This window comes from Bacillus sp. ABP14 (assembly GCF_001831375.1).
GTDB classification, from domain to species: Bacteria; Bacillota; Bacilli; order Bacillales; family Bacillaceae_G; genus Bacillus_A; species Bacillus_A paranthracis.
In genome coordinates this window covers 2,913,004-2,931,559 of sequence record NZ_CP017016.1, presented here as the reverse complement: position 1 = coordinate 2,931,559, position 18,556 = coordinate 2,913,004, and the positions used below count along the sequence as shown (strand labels likewise).

Annotated in this window: 9 protein-coding genes and 4 pseudogenes; 11 read left to right on the top strand and 2 right to left on the bottom strand. The window is 33.7% G+C overall.

From position 1 onward, the window contains the following. From BGI23_RS27565 to BGI23_RS15165, 7 genes and pseudogenes are all read left to right on the top strand, one after another. Positions 1-255, top strand: a pseudogene (locus BGI23_RS27565) (alpha/beta fold hydrolase); the annotation flags it as partial. 113 nt (positions 256-368) lie between these two features. Continuing rightward, positions 369-2,009 (top strand): catalase, encoded by a 1,641-nt coding sequence (locus BGI23_RS15185; RefSeq protein WP_000392241.1) that lies wholly within the window; start codon positions 369-371, stop codon positions 2,007-2,009. Positions 2,010-2,559: 550 nt separating this feature from the next. Continuing rightward, a complete protein-coding gene (locus tag BGI23_RS15180; protein WP_070806445.1) occupies positions 2,560-4,149 on the top strand; it encodes a bifunctional metallophosphatase/5'-nucleotidase in 1,590 nt (529 codons plus the stop codon). Positions 4,150-4,325: 176 nt separating this feature from the next. After that, positions 4,326-4,445, top strand: a pseudogene (locus tag BGI23_RS28720) (transcriptional regulator); the annotation flags it as partial. 821 nt (positions 4,446-5,266) lie between these two features. Continuing rightward, complete coding sequence (locus BGI23_RS15170) at positions 5,267-6,853, top strand: glutamate/serine transporter AimA (RefSeq protein WP_070806444.1); 1,587 nt, start codon at positions 5,267-5,269, stop codon at positions 6,851-6,853. Between the two features lie 114 nt (positions 6,854-6,967). After that, positions 6,968-7,075: pseudogene (locus BGI23_RS27560) on the top strand (small, acid-soluble spore protein, alpha/beta type); the annotation flags it as partial. 883 nt (positions 7,076-7,958) lie between these two features. After that, positions 7,959-9,287: an MATE family efflux transporter gene (locus tag BGI23_RS15165; protein ID WP_255369091.1), complete on the top strand. Its 1,329-nt coding sequence runs from the start codon at positions 7,959-7,961 to the stop codon at positions 9,285-9,287. A 310-nt stretch (positions 9,288-9,597) separates the two neighbouring features. Here BGI23_RS15165 and BGI23_RS15160 read toward each other — a convergent pair whose 3' ends face one another. After that, a complete protein-coding gene (locus BGI23_RS15160) occupies positions 9,598-11,175 on the bottom strand; it encodes an FAD-dependent oxidoreductase (RefSeq protein ID WP_070806442.1) in 1,578 nt (525 codons plus the stop codon). A gap of 611 nt (positions 11,176-11,786) precedes the next feature. On the opposite strand from BGI23_RS15160, the gene BGI23_RS15155 reads away from it, so the two are divergent. Continuing rightward, entirely contained in the window at positions 11,787-12,944 is a 1,158-nt protein-coding gene (locus BGI23_RS15155; RefSeq protein ID WP_070806441.1) for a serine hydrolase domain-containing protein, read from the top strand. A gap of 341 nt (positions 12,945-13,285) precedes the next feature. Beyond that, positions 13,286-13,545: pseudogene (locus tag BGI23_RS15150) on the top strand (cytochrome P450). 261 nt (positions 13,546-13,806) lie between these two features. Here BGI23_RS15150 and BGI23_RS15145 read toward each other — a convergent pair. Next, complete coding sequence (locus BGI23_RS15145; protein WP_070806440.1) at positions 13,807-14,958, bottom strand: SLC13 family permease; 1,152 nt, start codon at positions 14,956-14,958, stop codon at positions 13,807-13,809. A gap of 957 nt (positions 14,959-15,915) precedes the next feature. Between BGI23_RS15145 and BGI23_RS15140 the strand changes: the two genes are divergently transcribed. Together BGI23_RS15140 and glsA are read left to right on the top strand one after the other, a co-directional pair. Beyond that, entirely contained in the window at positions 15,916-17,340 is a 1,425-nt protein-coding gene (locus BGI23_RS15140) for an alanine/glycine:cation symporter family protein (protein WP_070806439.1), read from the top strand. A gap of 124 nt (positions 17,341-17,464) precedes the next feature. Next, positions 17,465-18,445, top strand: coding sequence for a glutaminase GlsA (gene glsA / locus BGI23_RS15135; protein WP_070806438.1), 981 nt, complete (start codon positions 17,465-17,467; stop codon positions 18,443-18,445). The last annotated feature ends 111 nt before the right edge of the window (positions 18,446-18,556 follow it).

The following is an 18,556-nucleotide window of genomic DNA, read 5'->3' as shown; positions in this document are numbered from 1 at the left end:
TTTCGATTTTACAATAGAGATATCGCTGCTTTCAGCAAAACAGACTTCAGAGGCGATTTAGCCAAGATTAATATACCTACCCTTGTTATTCATGGTGATTCAGATGCAACTGTACCATTTGAATATAGTGGGAAATTAACAAATGAAGCAATTCCTAATTCTAAAGTAGCGTGAATAAAGGGGGGGCCACATGGGCTAAATGCAACGCATGCTAAAGAATTTAATGAAGCACTCCTATTATTTTTAAAGTACTAATTACAACTATATCATTGTTAATTGATACATTATAAATAATTTGCAATTCTATCATATTTTTCCTAATAAATGGAAATACCTAAAGGTGAATAATTTTGAGGAGGTTTTCAATTATGGAAGAAAACCAGGACATGAATTCTCTAGATGAACAAGACGTGAAACGTGAGACATTGACAACGCGACAGGGGCACCCTGTGAAGGATAATCAAAATATCCGAACAATTGGGAATCGTGGTCCAGCAACACTTGAAAATTATCATTTCATCGAAAAAATTTCTCATTTTGATCGAGAAGAGGTTCCAGAACGTGTAGTACATGCGCGAGGAGCTGGAGCATTTGGGTATTTTGAAACGTATGGAAAAGTTGGAGATGAGCCGGTAGAAAAATATACTCGTGCGAAAGTGTTTTCGGGGGCTGGCAAAAAAACACCGTTAATGGTTCGTTTTTCTACAGTAGCTGGAGCTAAGGACTCACCAGAAACAGCAAGGGATCCACGAGGTTTTGCAGTGAAAATGTATACGGAAGATGGTAACTGGGATTTAGTAGGGAATAATTTAAAAATTTTCTTTATTCGTGATGCGATGAAGTTCCCAGATATGATTCATGCGTTTAAGGTTGATCCGGTTTCGAATGTGGCGAATCCTCAGAGAATGTTTGATTTTGTTTCTCGTACCCCGGAGGCAACGCATATGATTACATTTTTATTTTCTCCATGGGGTATTCCAGCAACATATCGCCATATGCAGGGATCTGGTGTAAACACTTATAAATGGGTAAATGAAAAAGGCGAAGCGGTATTGGTGAAATATCACTGGGAGCCGAAGCAGGGAATTCGAAATTTAACACAAGAAGATGCAAACAGTATTCAAGCAATGAATGTTAGTCATGCAACACAAGATTTATATGAAGCAATTGAGCGCAAAGATTATCCAGAGTGGGAGCTATTTGTACAAATTATGGAGGATGATTATCATCCAGAACTCGATTTTGATCCTCTTGATGATACGAAGCTTTGGCCAGAGGAGCAGTTCCCCTGGTTACCAGTAGGACGTATGGTCCTTGATCGTAATCCAGTTGATTACCATTCAGACATTGAACAAGCTGCTTTTGGTACAGGAGTACTTGTTGATGGCATGGACTTCTCAGACGATAAAATGCTACAAGGTCGTACTTTCTCTTATTCAGATACGCAACGTTATCGCGTTGGTGCAAACTATCTACAATTACCTGTTAATGCACCTAAAGCACCTGTCCGTACAAATCAACATCGTGGTCAAATGGATATGCGTAATCCGAAAGAGTCTGGAGAAAATCCGCATATTAACTATGAGCCATCTATGCTGGGTGGTTATAAAGATGCAAAACAAGAAAAGCACCATCCACACCAACCAACTTACAATGCGGCTGCTATGAGTGCACCAATCGATCGTCCTAACAATTATGGTCAAGCAGGTCACACGTATCGTAGTTTTGAGGAGTGGGAAAGAAATGAATTGGTTAAAAATCTATCTGAAGCACTTGCAGTATGTGACAAAAGAATTCAGAATGCGATGATTGAACACTTCACACAAGCTGATGAAGATTATGGCCGTCGTGTTAAAGAAGGTATTGAAAAGAAAATGAAAGAAGCTAAAACGGAAAACAAACTTCCGGGCCGCGAAGTAAGTAAATCAAAATATGGTCAAGGTTCATTAGCTGCAAACGAAGCAACAAAAGATGCAGTGAAGAAAAGCCATGAATCAGATCCTTATTAATTAGACATAAGCACAATAGTATACTTAGAGGTGCCGTACAAATGGTTAGGCAGCCTTTCATACGATTACTAAGTAGTTTTGTTTAAAAATATGAGGGGTATTAAATATCATAAGATAATTGATAAACAAGTAAAAAATAAAGCTTTATAAAAGATGCTCTTGGATAAATCCAGGAGCATCTTTTTAAATGCGGCGTAGTGGACCACTGTAATTAATTTAAAGAATCGAAATCTTCTATAACGAAATTTCTACTCATTTTTAAATATTGATATTGAAATGTTAGGTTGATAAATCTCTATTAGTTTCGAGTTGAATATTTTTCTTAACGGCTAAAAATTATGGATTAGAGTTTTTTTGTCTCTTAGGTGGATTGCTATATTACTATCAAGATAATATTTTGAATAATCCTCAAAACAAAGAAATATTTTGTCAGAAAACGATAAAATCTTATTAATTTTTGTAATTAGTAGAATTTTTATAGAAATAACCCTCTTAATATATTAAAATAACATTGTATTATGTAAGATTTTAATTAGGGGAGAGAAATTTTATGTTGAAAAAAATCATTCCAGTTGCTTTAGCATTAAGTACAGTTACTTTTACTAGTGTATTCGCTGTGCCTTCAGCCCAAGCAAATACAGAACCAAACCGCTACATAGATGTACAAATGCTCGGTATTAACGATTTTCATGGGCAATTAGACACAGTAAAAAAAATTAACAATAAAGATGCAGGGGGAATCGAATACTTAGGGGCTTATTTACGTGATCGTGAAAAACAAAATCCGAATACATTAAAAGTACATGCTGGCGATGTTGTTGGAGCAAGTACTCCTGTTTCAGCATTATTACAAGACGAACCTACCATTGAATTTCTAAATGATTTAAAATTCGATGTTGGAACTATAGGAAATCATGAATTTGATGAAGGTGTTGAAGAAATGAACCGCCTTATTTATGGTGGATACCATGAGAAAACAGGGAAATTTAAAGGTGCAAAATTCCCATATGTTGCCGCAAATTTCTATAATAAATCCACTGGTCGTTTATTTTTACCACCATTCACTATAAAAAAGGTACAAGGAGTTCCTGTTGGATTTATCGGAGTCGTAACAACGGATGTGCCTAACCTTGTTATGCCTACTATGCTAAAGAATGTAGAAATTACAGATGAAGTTGAAGCTATTAACAAATCCGTAAAGCAATTAAAAAAACTAGGCGTTAAATCTATCGTTGTTCTTGCACATAACGGGGGGACAACAGATGGGAACGGCGTAACAAATGGTGATATCGTCCGATTAGCAAATGAGACTGATCCAGAAGTCGATGTTATTTTTGGTGGGCATAGCCACACTTATGTAAATGGAACTGTTAATAATAAACTTGTCGTACAAGCAAATTCTTACGGTATGGCTTTTGCTGATGTTGATGTAAAGATTGATCGTAAAACACAAGATATTGTTGAGAAAAAAGCAGAAATTGTTACAACTTACCATGAAGGCATGGAACCTGATAAAAAAATAAAGAAAAAGATGGAGAAATATCAAGCAAAAATCGCACCTCTTGTTAATGAAGTTGTAGGTAAGTCTATTGCTCCACTAGATCGCAAACTAAATATGGCTGGTGAATCTACTCTTGGGAATTTAGTTGCTGATGCTCAGCGTGCAACAATGCAATCTCAAATTGCACTTATGAATCCTGGTGGTATTCGTAATGACTTAGATGCTGGTGATATTACATGGGGAGAGATATATGGTATTCAACCATTCGGAAATCAATTAATAAAAGTAAATTTAACAGGCCAAGACATTCGTGATATTTTAAATCAACAATGGCAAAAAGACATAACAAGAATGCTTCAAATTTCAGGGATCCAATACACTTGGGATGCAAACAAACCTAATGGAGAAAAAGTAACAAGTATTCGCTTAACAAATGGAGAAGAAATGATTCCTTCTAAAACTTACAGCGTCGTTGCTAACGCATTTCTAGCTTCAGGTGGAGATGGATTTGTATCCTTTAAAAACGGTAAAGATGCTGAAACAGGACCAACTGATTTTGAAGCATTAGTAGATTATATAAAAAAATCAAAAGAACCAATTCAGTCTATTATTGATGGAAGAATTCAAAAGATAAATTAGTTTTTTATTAATCTCAAAAACAAATAGATTACCTGTGCACTATACTTTTTCGTGTGCAGGTAATCTATTTGTTTGATTTGAAATAGAGTTTTACCGTGGCTAATAGGTATACCGCCTAGATGCAGAATGCCGAAAAAAATGAAGTAAGCAGAAAAGACCCATTAAATGTAATCTAAATGATCGAAATTTTAAATATTCCACAATCAACAGTTTCTTAACACTTATATAAAACGAGAGGGAGGGTTCTAAGAGGAAATCCTCAGGGATTAGAAATTTACTATAGTATGGAAAACTGAAAAGCTGAAGAAATTATGGGATGATTAGGACCAATATAATAAAATATTAGGTCTACCATTTAAAGAGTCATTTTGTTGTAGGAATGGGAATTAACCATCAAGGAAGGGTTATTCTAGCAGACGTAATTAAGTTTGTTTTTTGTAATAAGTGATGAAATTCGTATAGTTGCTAATTCGTTCGCAACTATCATTGTTTTGTTCGATAGCAATGGAGTACCGCCACACATCCATCATGGACTATTCTTGGGATTAAAAGCACGTTACCATTTTCTTAATTAATGAGAAAGGGTGACGTGCTTTTTATGAATATGCATAAAAAACAAGGGTTGTCATTATTTGCCGAAGATTTATCCCAATACACTTAAACAATTCACTAAATTAGAGTTGAGTTTTTGGTAAGAAGGGAGCGATATGTTTCGAAAGAAATGTAGAAATTTCTATAATAGTTTCCTTCGGTTTTTATCTAACTTGAGTGCATCTGGGAGTAGTATCGCCTATCAAATTAAGACCATAGACAAGATGAAATTTCGTCTATTAGAACTAAAATATTCTTAATATAGAGGCATACTAGATATGATGTTTTTCCGTAACAAATATAGTTAAAAATTTCAGGTTTAGAGAGAATTATAAAGGGTATACATACAATATAAAGAGTTGATTGGAGATGAATGTTATGGTTTCAAATTACAGCAAATTTTATGGTGAATGAGTCTATAAAACTTGTATTCTTACTTTAAATAAAAAGGGGGCTAGTATACATGAATAAATGGTTAATAAATAAAAAAATCCTATTTATTTTGTAAACGAGGGGCGTGTGAAAAATGAAAAATATGAAACGCAAGCTAGGAACCTTTGCACTCACAATGACTGGGATTGGTTCGATTTTAGGGTCTGGCTGGTTATTTGGTGCATGGAAGGCTGCTAAAATATCAGGAGGGGCCGCTATCTTTTCTTGGCTCTTAGGAATGATTGTAATATTATTTATTGCCTTACCATATAGCGAGTTAGGAGCCATGATTCCGGAGGCTGGCGGAATGGTAAAATATACCCAATACTCACATGGAGATTTCGTAGGATTTATTGCTGCATGGGCTAATTGGATAGCTATCGTCTCAGTTATTCCAGTTGAAGCTATAGCCTCAATACAATATATGAGTTCATGGCCTTGGGAGTGGGCAAGTTGGGCTAAGGATTTAGTAGACAATGGGATGTTGACTTCAAAAGGTCTTGCAGCTGCTTCTTTACTTATTATTATATATTTCTTTTTAAACTATTGGACTGTTAGTCTATTTGCAAAAGTAAATTCTCTAATTACTATATTTAAAATCATAATTCCTGGTCTTACAATTGGTGCATTGCTATTCGTTGGATTTCATGGAGAAAACTTTACTAGTCATCAGGACTTTCATGTATCTAATTGGTCAAATGTATTAACTGCTATGGCAACATCCGGTGTTATTTTTGCATTCAATGGTTTTCAGAGTCCAATTAATATGGCTGGTGAAGCAAAGAACCCAGGGAAATCCATTCCTCGGGCAGTTGTAGGATCCATTTTAATTTCAACTATAATATATGTATTATTACAAATTGCTTTTATCGGCGCTGTAAATCCCGATATGATAATTAATGGATGGTCGAATTTAAATTTCAATTCACCATTTGCTGATTTAGCAATAGCACTAAATATTAATTGGTTAGTTATTGTATTATATTTAGATGCTTTTGTATCCCCTTCTGGTACAGGTACTACTTATATGGCAACCACATCACGCATGCTGTACGGAATGGAGAAGAATGGATATTTCCCTAAAGTTTTTGGGAAATTACATCCTATATATGGTGTGCCTAGATTTGCCATGATGTTTAATTTAATGATTTGTTTTGTTTTTTTATTTTTATTTAAAGGATGGGGTGTTTTAGCTGAAGTGATTTCAGTAGCTACATTAATTTCATATGTTACTGGACCAATAACAGTAATGACCCTGAGAAAAACTGCACCTAATTTTCATCGTCCTTTCTATATAAGAGGATTAAACATTATCGCACCTTTAGGGTTCATTTTTGCATCATTAACATTATATTGGGCAAGGTGGCCGTTAACAGGAGAAGTAATGTTTATTATACTTATGGGCTTACCTATATATTTTTATTATCAATTAAAAACAAAATGGGTTGGATTTAAGAAGAATTTTTTAGCTGGATTATGGATTGTAGGGTATTTATTATTTATGATTTGTATATCGTACATTGGAAGTGAAAAATTTGGTGGGTTAAATATTATAACTTATGGATGGGATATGGTACTTATTTCAATTGTTTCATTTCTATTTTATAGATGGGCTATAAATAGTGGATTTAAAACAAAAGATCTACAGGTAGCACAGAAGATTAATGGTAGAATTAGTTGAATAATATACATAAATTAGAAAAATAGATTTATCATGTGCTGGAGGTCAATCCGAATGGCATGGACTACCGTCGCTAAATAGTATGGACATGGAGATTAACGAGTATATGTAATAATAGCAAACAATAATAGTGGAAGCCGTAACGAATTATTAATTCGTGATGCTGAAAGTGCAATCGATCAAATGAAATATAAAATCGCACAAAATTTCAATATACAACTTGATGGTCGATTCACTCGCTAATTATGTAGTGTATGGATTAGAAGGAGGGATTAGTATGGATTAGAAGGAGGGATTATAATCTCTCCTTTTTTAATGGGAAAAATCTATGCTCAAATAGTTTTCAAGGAATTTTAAGTAAAAGTACAAACTACTCTTCTGTATAGAAAGAACTGAGCTAATAGTTAGAAATTCATCATTTTGATGAGAACATATTTAATAATAAAAAGTAGTTAGCAAAAGCTAACTACTCGGTAACCAATTTGTTCTAAAACAGGTTAGTTATATTTTGGACAAGTCTTTAAAAAAATATACAACATAACTGAAAACAGTAATCTATGTTAGTTGCTCTAACAAACAAAGCAACAAGGGTCTAATATTAATTATTCACGATGTTAAAAACATAACAAAAGACATGTTTTATACCAATTTCGCTTCCTAATTGTTTATTACATTTAATAATATAAATAACTTTATTAAAATAAATGATGCAACGCAAATTAATTTAACTGCTGTAGATGTTGAAGAGTTAACTTAAAGAGGTAAGGAAGATGTTTACTATTGCTTAGAAGAAGTATCAGGATAGGTTTTATAAAGGTAAAGCTTCATTTCGTTTATAGCAAAATTTTGGGGGAAAGAGATAAATGGTAGAAAGAATGAATAGATAAACAAATTCTCAAAAATCATTATTACGTAGGGGGAAATCTATGGATAAGATAATAACGTTAATTTAAAAATTTTTTTTATTCTTAACGTATTATTCTCGGAATAACATAATTCCTCCAAATAAAAGGGGAAATCAAATGTGAAATCATCGATAGATAGTATTCAAAAAAGTGAAAAATTAAAAAATCAAGAAAAGGGAGAGAGAGCAATATGGAAATCAATGTCTATGTTTCTAGTTCCCTTGCTTTTAAGTAACATATTACAATCAGTTGGACAATTATTTGGTATGGTGGTAGTTGGACGATGGCTTGGTGTGAATGAATTAGCTGCCATTTCAGCATTTTTTCCATTATTCTTTTTACTTGTTTCATTTGTAATTGGGATTGGATCGGGTAGTTCGATTTTAATTGGTCAGGCATTTGGAGCCCGTAATGAAGATCGTTTAAAAGCCATTGTTGGTACGACATTAACATTTACCTTTATAATAGGCGTTATTTTGGCAATAGCGGGAAATGTATTTGCTCTGAAAATTATGCGTTTTATGGGTACGCCAGAGAATATAATTGATATGAGTGTGCAGTATGCGCGTATTTTATTTATTTCTATGCCAGTTTTATTTCTATATTTCTCCTATACAACGTTTATACGAGGTACAGGAGATTCTAAGACACCGTTTTATTTCTTAATTGTTAGTACAGTCTTAAATATAATTCTATTACCTATTCTAATTTTTGGTTGGCTAGGAATACCCAAACTTGGTGTGTACGGAGCTGCCTATGCTTCTGTTATCTCGACCGTTGTAACATTTATTGTTATGCTTATGTATTTAAAGAAGAAGAATCATCCACTGCAATTAGATGAGACCGTACGGAAATATCTTCGTATGGATTGGAATTTATTAAAACTATTATTACGCCTTGGAATTCCAGCGAGTATTAATATGATTCTTGTTTCGTTATCTGAGATTGCGGTAATCGCATTTGTGAATCGTTTCGGTTCTGATGCGACTGCTGCATATGGGGTTGTAAACCAGGTTGCAAGTTATGTTCAGATGCCTGCGGTTAGCCTTGGAATTACGGTATCTATTTTTGCTGCGCAATCTATTGGTGGGAAACAATTTAACCGATTACAGGAAGTTATTCGTGCTGGAATTATTATGAATTATATAATTGGTGGTATATTAATTGCTTTTATTTACTTGTTTTCAAGAGAAATCTTATCGTTATTCTTAACGAACACGAATACAGTTGAAATTGCGCATAGTTTGGTGATGATTACACTTTGGAGTTACTTAATTTTCGGTCATGCTCAAATTATTGGTGCGACAATGCGAGCAAGTGGAACTGTATTATGGCCCACTATTATCGGTGTCGTATCAATATGGCTTGTAGAAGTCCCTGTTGCTTATTACCTTTCTTATCATACAAATCTTGGTATAAAAGGAATATGGATTGGATATCCAGCAGCATTTATTGCAAGTTTACTTTTGCAATATGGATATTATAGAATTTCATGGAAGAAGAAACGAATTTCACGACTTGTTAGTTAGAATAGAAGGGGAAAAATGATATTCTCTTATAAGTTGTCAGTTTTAGGAGTATGACTATAACATCATCAAACGAATAAAACCGAGTTACCCTCAAACGGGAGTATGTTGGTTTTAATTGTAAATTCAATTTCATCCTTTCATAGTTATCTTTAGAAGTTCAACTCAATTTTTCATGTTGGGGAAGAATATATTTCTTAAATTGATAGGAATAGAACAGATTATATTTCGATTTGAGATTACAGACAATACGAGGTTAAAAAAGCCAAAACAGCTACATACTATGTAGCTGTTTTGGCTTACATAAATTTAATTAGTAACCAGAGTCTTCTGAAGTAAGGTTATCTATCATTTTATAATCGTATTTTTGTAATGGTTTCTCAGCAGGCCCTTCAAGTACTTCTCCTGTATATGAGAATCGCGAACCATGGCACGGACAATCCCAAGAACGTTCTCCATTGTTCCATTCAACTTCACATCCAATATGGGTACAAGTTGTATCTACAATATGAAGCTTACCTTCTGCATCTTTATAAGCTCCTTTTCTATGTCCATCAATATCAACGACAGCCCCTTCATCGTTAGATAAATCACGAATACATTTTTGTGGAATTTCTAACTTTCCTTTAATTAAGTGACCAACAACATTGGCATTTTCGACTAAGAAGTTCTTTAAACTTGGATTCATATGGAAACGGGAGGGAGTATATAATTCCCGAAATTTGTTCTTTTCTTTTAATATGATATCTCGGAATAAAAGAGCAGCTGCAGTTCCATTAGTCATACCCCATTTTCTGTATCCAGTGGCAATTAATATGTTTTTTTGATCAGATGTGATTTCACCGATATAAGGAATTTTGTCTAGTGTAATTAAATCTTGGGCTGACCAACGATATGCAATTCTTTCAAGTCCAAAAACTTGTTGGCCAAATATTTCCAAGGCCTCATAATGCTTTAGTGTTTCTCCACCCTGTCCTGTTTTATGACTTTCTCCAGAGATAAGAATAAATTCTTCTCCATTAATTGTTGTGGAACGGAGAGAACGTGTCGGTTCATCTACACTAATATACATACCACCTGGATAATCTGTTCTTGTCTTAGCGGCGATTATATAAGAGCGGTCTGCATGCATTCTTGTAGAGTAAAGTCCTGCACCTTCATAAAAAGGGAAATGGGAACAAGAGAGAATATACTTCCCTGTAATTTGAGCTCCTCCACGGGTAAGAACCACAGGTTGCTCGCCTGTTTTTATATTTACTGCTGTGGTATTTTCAAAGATGTATCCACCTTTTTCTGTAATTATATTTGAAAGATGGGCTAAATATTTAAGTGGATGGAATTGTGCCTGATTTCTCATAACAAGTGCATTATGTATTTTTAAATCAATAGGAAGTTTGTTTACAAGCTCACCTTCAATATGAAGCTCTTTATAAGCTTCTGCTTCTTTTTCTAACTTATATGCATATTCTTCTGTTGTGGCATACAGATAAGCATCTTGTTGAGTGAAATCGCAATCGATTTGATGTTTATTAATTGTGGTTTGAATGAATTTTAAAGCATCGATGTTTGCTTCGTAATACAATCTTGCGGTAGTTCTTCCGGTATATCTGATAAGCTCGTCATAAATCATATCATGTTGAGCAGTAATTTTAGCTGTCGTATGTCCAGTTGTTCCATTTAATAATTTGTCTGCCTCTATAACAGCGACTTTTAGACCTTCATTTACTAAAAGATAGGCAGAAGTAATGCCAGTAATTCCTCCTCCTACAATAATAACATCGACCTGCATGTCATTTTCTAAGGAAGGGTATTCAGGTAAATGAATACTGCTCGTCCAGTAAGATTCAGCATTATGTGGTAATTTTCCACCATAATTATCGTTATTCTTCACTATAAATCCTCCATCCAAAGTTTTATAGTTCTATTATTTCCACTTATTGAAGAGGTAAACTTTGAGCTTAGAAAATAGCAACTTGTGATTGGACGCGTATTCAATTTATCTGTACTTTTGTATAAATAGAAACAAGTGGTTTTAACAACATTAGGAATAGTTCGTGCAGTGCAATTTCATTTGTGTGATATAGCAAGAAGAATAATCACATTAGAAAAAACCAAGAATTTAACTTGTTAAAAGTAAAAAGAATATTCAATATTTAAAACGTAAAAAAAAACACCGAAACGACAAACATCGTTGTTTTTTTGCACTTTCGGGCATAGACGCTACTTCAATCCTATCATGATAGAAACAATTTCGAATGTAAGGAATTTGTAAGGGATAGGTAAGGAAAAAGAGATTTTCAATGTGTAGGATAAAAATATGAGGAGGCGTGAAGGGGGGGGATAAGTACGGCCTATATATAACAATCAGTAACAAGAGTGTTTTGTGAAAATAATGAGTACCATTGTTGCCTTTTCATCATTGGAAGAATGGATAGCTGTGTGGTTCGTATATGACACTGCTATCAACTATCTATACAATTTTAATAGAAGAGAGGAATTTTTATGAAAACAAGCAGTAAAATTACATGTGCAAGTCTAGCACTTTTAATAGGTGGAAGTTCCCTGTTATACATAACACCAACATCAGTTGTAAAAGCAGAATCTACGCAAAATGTATCTAGTTCGTTACAAACAAGTACGCAAAGCGATCGTACTTCCGTTAAGAAAGCAATGCGAGATGAACTGCAACTTGGATACCCGGGAATACTCGCTCAAATTTCTAAGGGGGGTAAAACTTGGAGTTATACCGCTGGGGTAGCGGATCTGAGAACGAAGAAACCAATGAAAGCAGATTTTCGCTTTCGTATTGGCAGTGTAACGAAAACGTTCATTGCAACAGTGCTACTGCAATTATCTGGAGAGAACCGTTTGAATCTAGATGACTCCATTGAAAAATGGTTGCCTGGTGTCATTCAAGGAAATGGATATGATGGTAACCAGATTACGATCCGGCAAATATTGAATCATACAAGTGGTATTGCTGACTATATAAATTCAAAAGATTTTGATATTACGGATATAAAAAAATCGTATACAGCTGAAGAATTTGTAAAGATGGGGATTTCTCTTCCCCCAGACTTTGCTCCAGGAAAGGCGTGGTCTTATTCAAACACAGGATACGTATTACTGGGGATCCTTATTGAAAAAGTAACTGGAAACAGCTATGCGGAAGAGGTTGAAAATCGCATTATTGAACCGCTTGATTTGTCAAATACATTCCTACCTGGCAATTCAAGCGTGATTCCAGGCACAAAGCATGCCCGTGGCTATTTGCAACTAGACGGAGCAAGTGAGCTAAAAGACGTTACTTATATTAACCCAGGTAGCTCGGATGGAGATATGATTTCTACTGCTGACGACTTAAACAAATTCTTCTCTTACTTACTAGGTGGCAAATTACTGAAGGAACAGCAATTAAAACAAATGCTTGCTACAGTTCCTACAGAAAGAGAGGGAACTGGATATGGTCTTGGAATACTTGAAATTAAGCTTCCAAATGGTGTCTCGGTATGGGGACACAGGGGGGCCGTTCCAGGGTTTTCCACTTTTGTTGGTGGAACACTTGGAGGTAAACATACACTCGCTATCAATTCGAACAGTTTAAACATTAATAATCCGGAATTTTTTAAAGATATTTTACTTGCTGAATTTAGCAAGTAGGCAAAAAGGAAAAACGAAAAAATTTTGTCATTTGTAATTTCAATCGGAATAGATTATCGGTTGAAATGAGTATAGAGGGGATTAAGTATATAGAAACGATCAAACCAATCATGAGAGATGGCTAAGGGGTTACATTGGCCAATTAAAAGGGCAACAGATATAATGAGTGATTAGTATGTATATAGTATTGCATTTGTGTTGGTATCGTCACGGATTGTAAATTTGTATAAGATGCGAAGTCTAATTTAAGACTTCGCACTTTTGCTGTTTAACAGCTTTTATTACGAAGATATTAACAATAGAAAAAAGGAGAATGTAACTAGTTATGTGGATACTACTGTATGATTGGTGCAACGAATTGTGACTCTAACGTATTGAAAGATCTGATAAATTCAACGTTTATCGTCCTGACATTGATATTAAAAAGGCATTTAGTGGTACTGCAAGGCATCTTGCTTTTGGATCAAGTATCTATAATTGTGTAGGAGCAGCATTTGCAAAATTAGAAATTGAACTAGATTCAACCATCAAAGATAATATTAGCGGAAAAAAATTGAGGGACATTAAGGATTTTGTGAAGAGGACTTCAAAAATGAAATAACATTGAAATAAGTTATATTTCTATTGTTAATTGAAAGTTATTACCCTATAAATTCAGTCATTTATTATATAACTGAGTACATAAAAAATAAGCTGAAATCTAATAAATAACGTAAAAGCTAAAAGATTTTCGCTTTGAGAACATCTCAAAATCTTAAATTGATGGTAACTTTGTTGTATCTCTTTAAACATACCTATATTAAAACCCAAATTTCTCAATTGAATGCTGAGATATTTGGGTTTTTCTAAAGTAATCAATTTTTTAAAAAATTTTTAGAAATTTAAACATAAAGTATTGTATACATGTAAGTATGATTAAAAATGAAAAGTTGTAAATGCTAAATTTAATTAAATAAGCTTTACTCTCTTTACCATTGGCTTGAGTGAATAGTTTATAGGAAATTACACTGGCTAAAGATGCTATAATTGTTCCAAGCCCTCCAATATTTACTCCTAGTAATAAAGCTTTCCAATCAGAAGTAAAGTTTGATAGAAGAATTGAAGTAGGAAAATTGCTAATCAATTGACTCAAAAATATGGAACTAAAGAAGAATGAAGAATCTCCTCTTAAATTAGCGCGAGCAAATGTCTCCAGTGCATCCGAATGTGAAATGTTTCCGATGAAAATAAAAAAACAGATAAAGGTTATTAGAAGAAAGTAATCGATCTTAAATAGTAACTTTCTATCTAACGTAAATGCCGCTATCAATGTGACTATTAGTGCAATGTAATAATTAATGACACCAAAAATAGATGCAATGATAGTGATAAGTATCAAAATCCAGACGGTAGCTTTTTTTCGATTTTTCACGGTAATAACAGGTAGTTCTATTTTCAAATCTGTTTTTTGAAGTTTTTGAGTAAATATAAATAATAAACTAATTCCAAGTACAGCTAAAAGCAGAATTGAACCTAAAAATGGGATGAGCTTAATTCCATAGTAAGAATATAGGTATAAATTTTGTGGGTTTCCCATGGGCATCAAGCTACTACCGATGTTTGCCGCAATTGTCTGCAGGATGATTGTATCCATCATGTTCATTTGTGTTTTTTTACTAATGACAAGTGTTATTGGTACAAAAGTGAGGAGAGCAACATCATTTGTTACAAACATGGAGCAAATAAAGCATAACAAAATTAGAATAATAGATATTGACCTGCTGTTATTGCATTTATTTAAAATCGCAACGGCAAGTTTGTCTAATATCTTTAGCTGTTCCAAGGCCTTAATGGCCACCATTAGATTAAATAAGCTAATTAACACTTCAAAGTTAATATATTCGATCTTTGGCGAATGTATTAAGCAGCTTACAATTGCTAGTATCAGTGAAATGGTAAGTACTAAATCCTTTTTTAAAAATTCGAATTTCATAAGGAGTCTTTTTTTATTTTGAACGAATACTATTTCTTTCACAATACACCACCTGTAATCTATGTTAGTAAATATACGTTTTTTGGGATAACTCGATATTGCTAGAAAAGAGGATGTCATAAGGTCCTAAATAAGAGTTTTGCAATGTTTCATCCCTTCAACAAAATCCTTTTTTTCTTAGTGTCTTTAATGTTGTAAATATGTGCAATATAGACGAACCCAACTAGGGGGATTAATTGAGAAAACAAATGTTTTTTGTATGATACCATAAATAAATTAAATGTTTTATTTTTTAAATATTCTTATAATATCCTGTTGATTCTTGATTTCAAATACTTTATATGAAGTTCTAAAAGAGAAAAAGTATGCATGTTTTTATGAAGAAAATTGAAGCTTGTCAAAGGTTAGGTAGAACGGAATCCGCGACGTTTGAATTCTGTATAAAATTCACAAAACCTCAGTGTTTTTTAGATGAAAAACCTTAAAATATTTTTTTGTTTTTATAAAAACCTGTACTTTTTCGTAACATTCTGTACTTTTGATTATAAATTAAAGACAAGCTTCTCTTAGTTGAAGATTGAAAGCGCTTCATAGTTTTTCTGTGAATTTTTTACCTAGCCTATTTTTGAGATTAGTAGTGAGAAAGGAGATATTTCCATGTTCTTGAGAAAATTAACAAAAAAACAGTTAATCACTATTGATGATTATGATTTAAATGTAAATCACCGGTAAACGAAACAAACATAATAGTACAACATTAGTGGATAAGAATATTAGTTTTACAGAAGGGGATAGAGCACCGGGTGTATAAACGTGAAATTCTTCAAAATTTCAGTTTTACAGTTGCATATTGTAATGTTTGCTTAAACAGACCAATCCTATTAGTATAGGAAATTTTTATCCTTGTTGTATTTGAATATGAATGAAGTATTTATGCCAGGGAATATAGGTGATTTTATATAGATTATAATAGATAAATTTTTGGTATGGAGTGATAATATGGAAAGGTTTTTTGTAGATTTAGTTGGATCAACGAATGATTTTTTATGGTCTAAATTGTTAATTATTATGCTTGTTATTTGCGGAATTTATTTTACATTTAAATTGAATTTTGTACAGTTTCGAATGTTAAAAGAGATGGTCCGTGTATTAATGGAGGGGAAAAGTGGTTCTAAAGATCAAATCTCTCCTTTTCAAGCGTTTTGTATTGGTATGGCAGCCCGCGTTGGAACAGGGAATATTACAGGAATTGCAATTGCGATTGCATTAGGGGGTCCTGGAGCTGTATTTTGGATGTGGATTATTTCTATTATTAGCTCAGCATCCAGTTTTGTTGAAAGCACATTAGCACAGATATATAAAGTAAAAGATAAAACTGGTTTCCGCGGTGGTCCATCCTATTATATGGAAAAAGGGTTGAATAAACGTTGGATGGGGGTATTATTCTCTATTCTAATTACAATTACTTTTGGTCTTGTATTCAATTCAGTACAATCAAATACAGTTACAATCGCTTTTCAAAACTCATTTGGTACAGATCGTCTAACAGTTGGGATAATCATGGCTATTGCTTTCGCTGCGATTATTTTTGGTGGTGTACAACGTATTGCAAAAATGGCTGAATACAAGGTGGTATTTTTAGCGGTATTATACATTGGAGTTGCATTATTTGTTGTAGTTACCAACATATCAAAAATGCCGGAAGTTTTTTCTCTTATTGTTCAAAACGCATTTGGTTTTAAACAAATAGCAGGTGGTTCAATTGGTGCAGCACTTATGAATGGAGTTAAACGCGGTTTATTCTCAAATGAAGCTGGTATGGGAAGTGCACCAAACGTTGCCGCAACAGCAACAACAAGCCATCCGGTGAAACAAGGACTGATTCAAGCATTTGGTGTATTAACGGATACATTAATCATTTGTACTAGCACTGCCTTTATTATTTTGCTGTCTGATGCATATAAACAACCGGGATTAAATGGTATTGCACTTACACAAGCAGCATTAAGTGAACACATCGGTCCTTGGGCATCGGGTTGTCTTGCTATCTTTGTTTTTTTATTTGGATTTGGTGCGTTAATTGGCAACTATTATTATGGTGAAACAAATATTCGTTTCTTACATACAAGTAAAGTGTGGTTAATGATATACAGAATAAGTGTGTTGGCTATGATTGTATTTGGTTCTGTTGCAAAGATCCAAATTGTATGGGATTTAGCGGATTTATTTATGGGCTTTATGGTTATTATTAATTTAATTGCTATTACCTTACTTTCAAAAGTAGCATTTGCGGCGTTACAAGATTATATAAACCAGAAAAAAGCTGGTAAAGATCCTATTTTTTATAAAGAAAACATTAAAGGACTTGAAAATATTGAATGTTGGGATAGTTATGAGAAAACTTCAAAAAAGAAAAGTGTGTAATAAGAAAAATATTCAGACTGCAATATGTCTGAATATTTTTCTTGGTTCTAGTGCAAATAGTATCGATGATATTAAAGAAAAAATTATTTTATATCAAGTTAATAGTACGGGGGAATATTTTTAAATGATAAAAGATTATAACGTTCAAATTGAAGGTCAAGAAAAAGTTTGCTTAGATCAATGGGTAGCTCATTATCGAACGTATGCAACTAAGGGACGAAGCGCCAGTTATATTCCCGCTCTGGGAGAAATAAATGTATCGCAGTTAGGTATTTGTATAGTAAAGCCAGATGGAACAATGATAAAATCAGGAGATTGGAAGGTACCTTTCACATTACAAAGTATATCAAAAGTAATCGGTTTTATAGCCGCTTGTTTAAGTCGCGGTATTTCTTATGTATTAGAACGAGTTGACGTAGAGCCAACTGGAGATGCCTTTAATTCAATTATTCGTTTAGAGATACATAAACCAGGAAAACCTTTTAATCCTATGATTAATGCTGGAGCGATTACGATAGCTTCACTTTTGCCAGGGACATCGGTGCAAGAAAAATTAGAATCTATATACGTATTAATTGAAAAAATGATAGAGAAGCGTCCCGCTATTAATGAAATAGTATTTCAATCAGAATGGGAAACGGCTCATCGTAATAGAGCATTAGCATACTATTTAAAGGAGAACGGTTTTCTAGAATCAGATGTGGAGGAGACACTAGAGGTTTACCTAAAACAATGTTCGATTGAAATAAATACAGAAGATATTGCCTTAATAGGGCTTATACTGGCACAGGATGGATATCATCCTATTCGCAAAGAACAAGTGCTCCCTAAAGAAGTAGCTAGGTTAACAAAAGCTTTAATGCTTACTTGTGGAATGTACAATGCTTCTGGAAAATTTGCTGCTTTCATTGGATTACCAGCTAAGAGTGGGGTATCCGGCGGAATCATGACACTTGTTCCCTCAAAATCTAGGAAGGATTTATCGTTCCAAGATGGATGTGGTATTGGTATTTACGGACCAGCCATTGATGAGTATGGGAATAGTTTACCAGGAATTATGTTGTTAGAACATATTGCAAAAGAATGGGATTTAAGTATATTTTAAAAAGGAGCACAGATATTTTGGTGTTAGAGCGAGTCCAAAAGTGTTCAGACCTTATATTGTGTCTGAACATTTTTGAGTTATAAAGTATCTTTCTAAAGTAGAAGAGTGTAA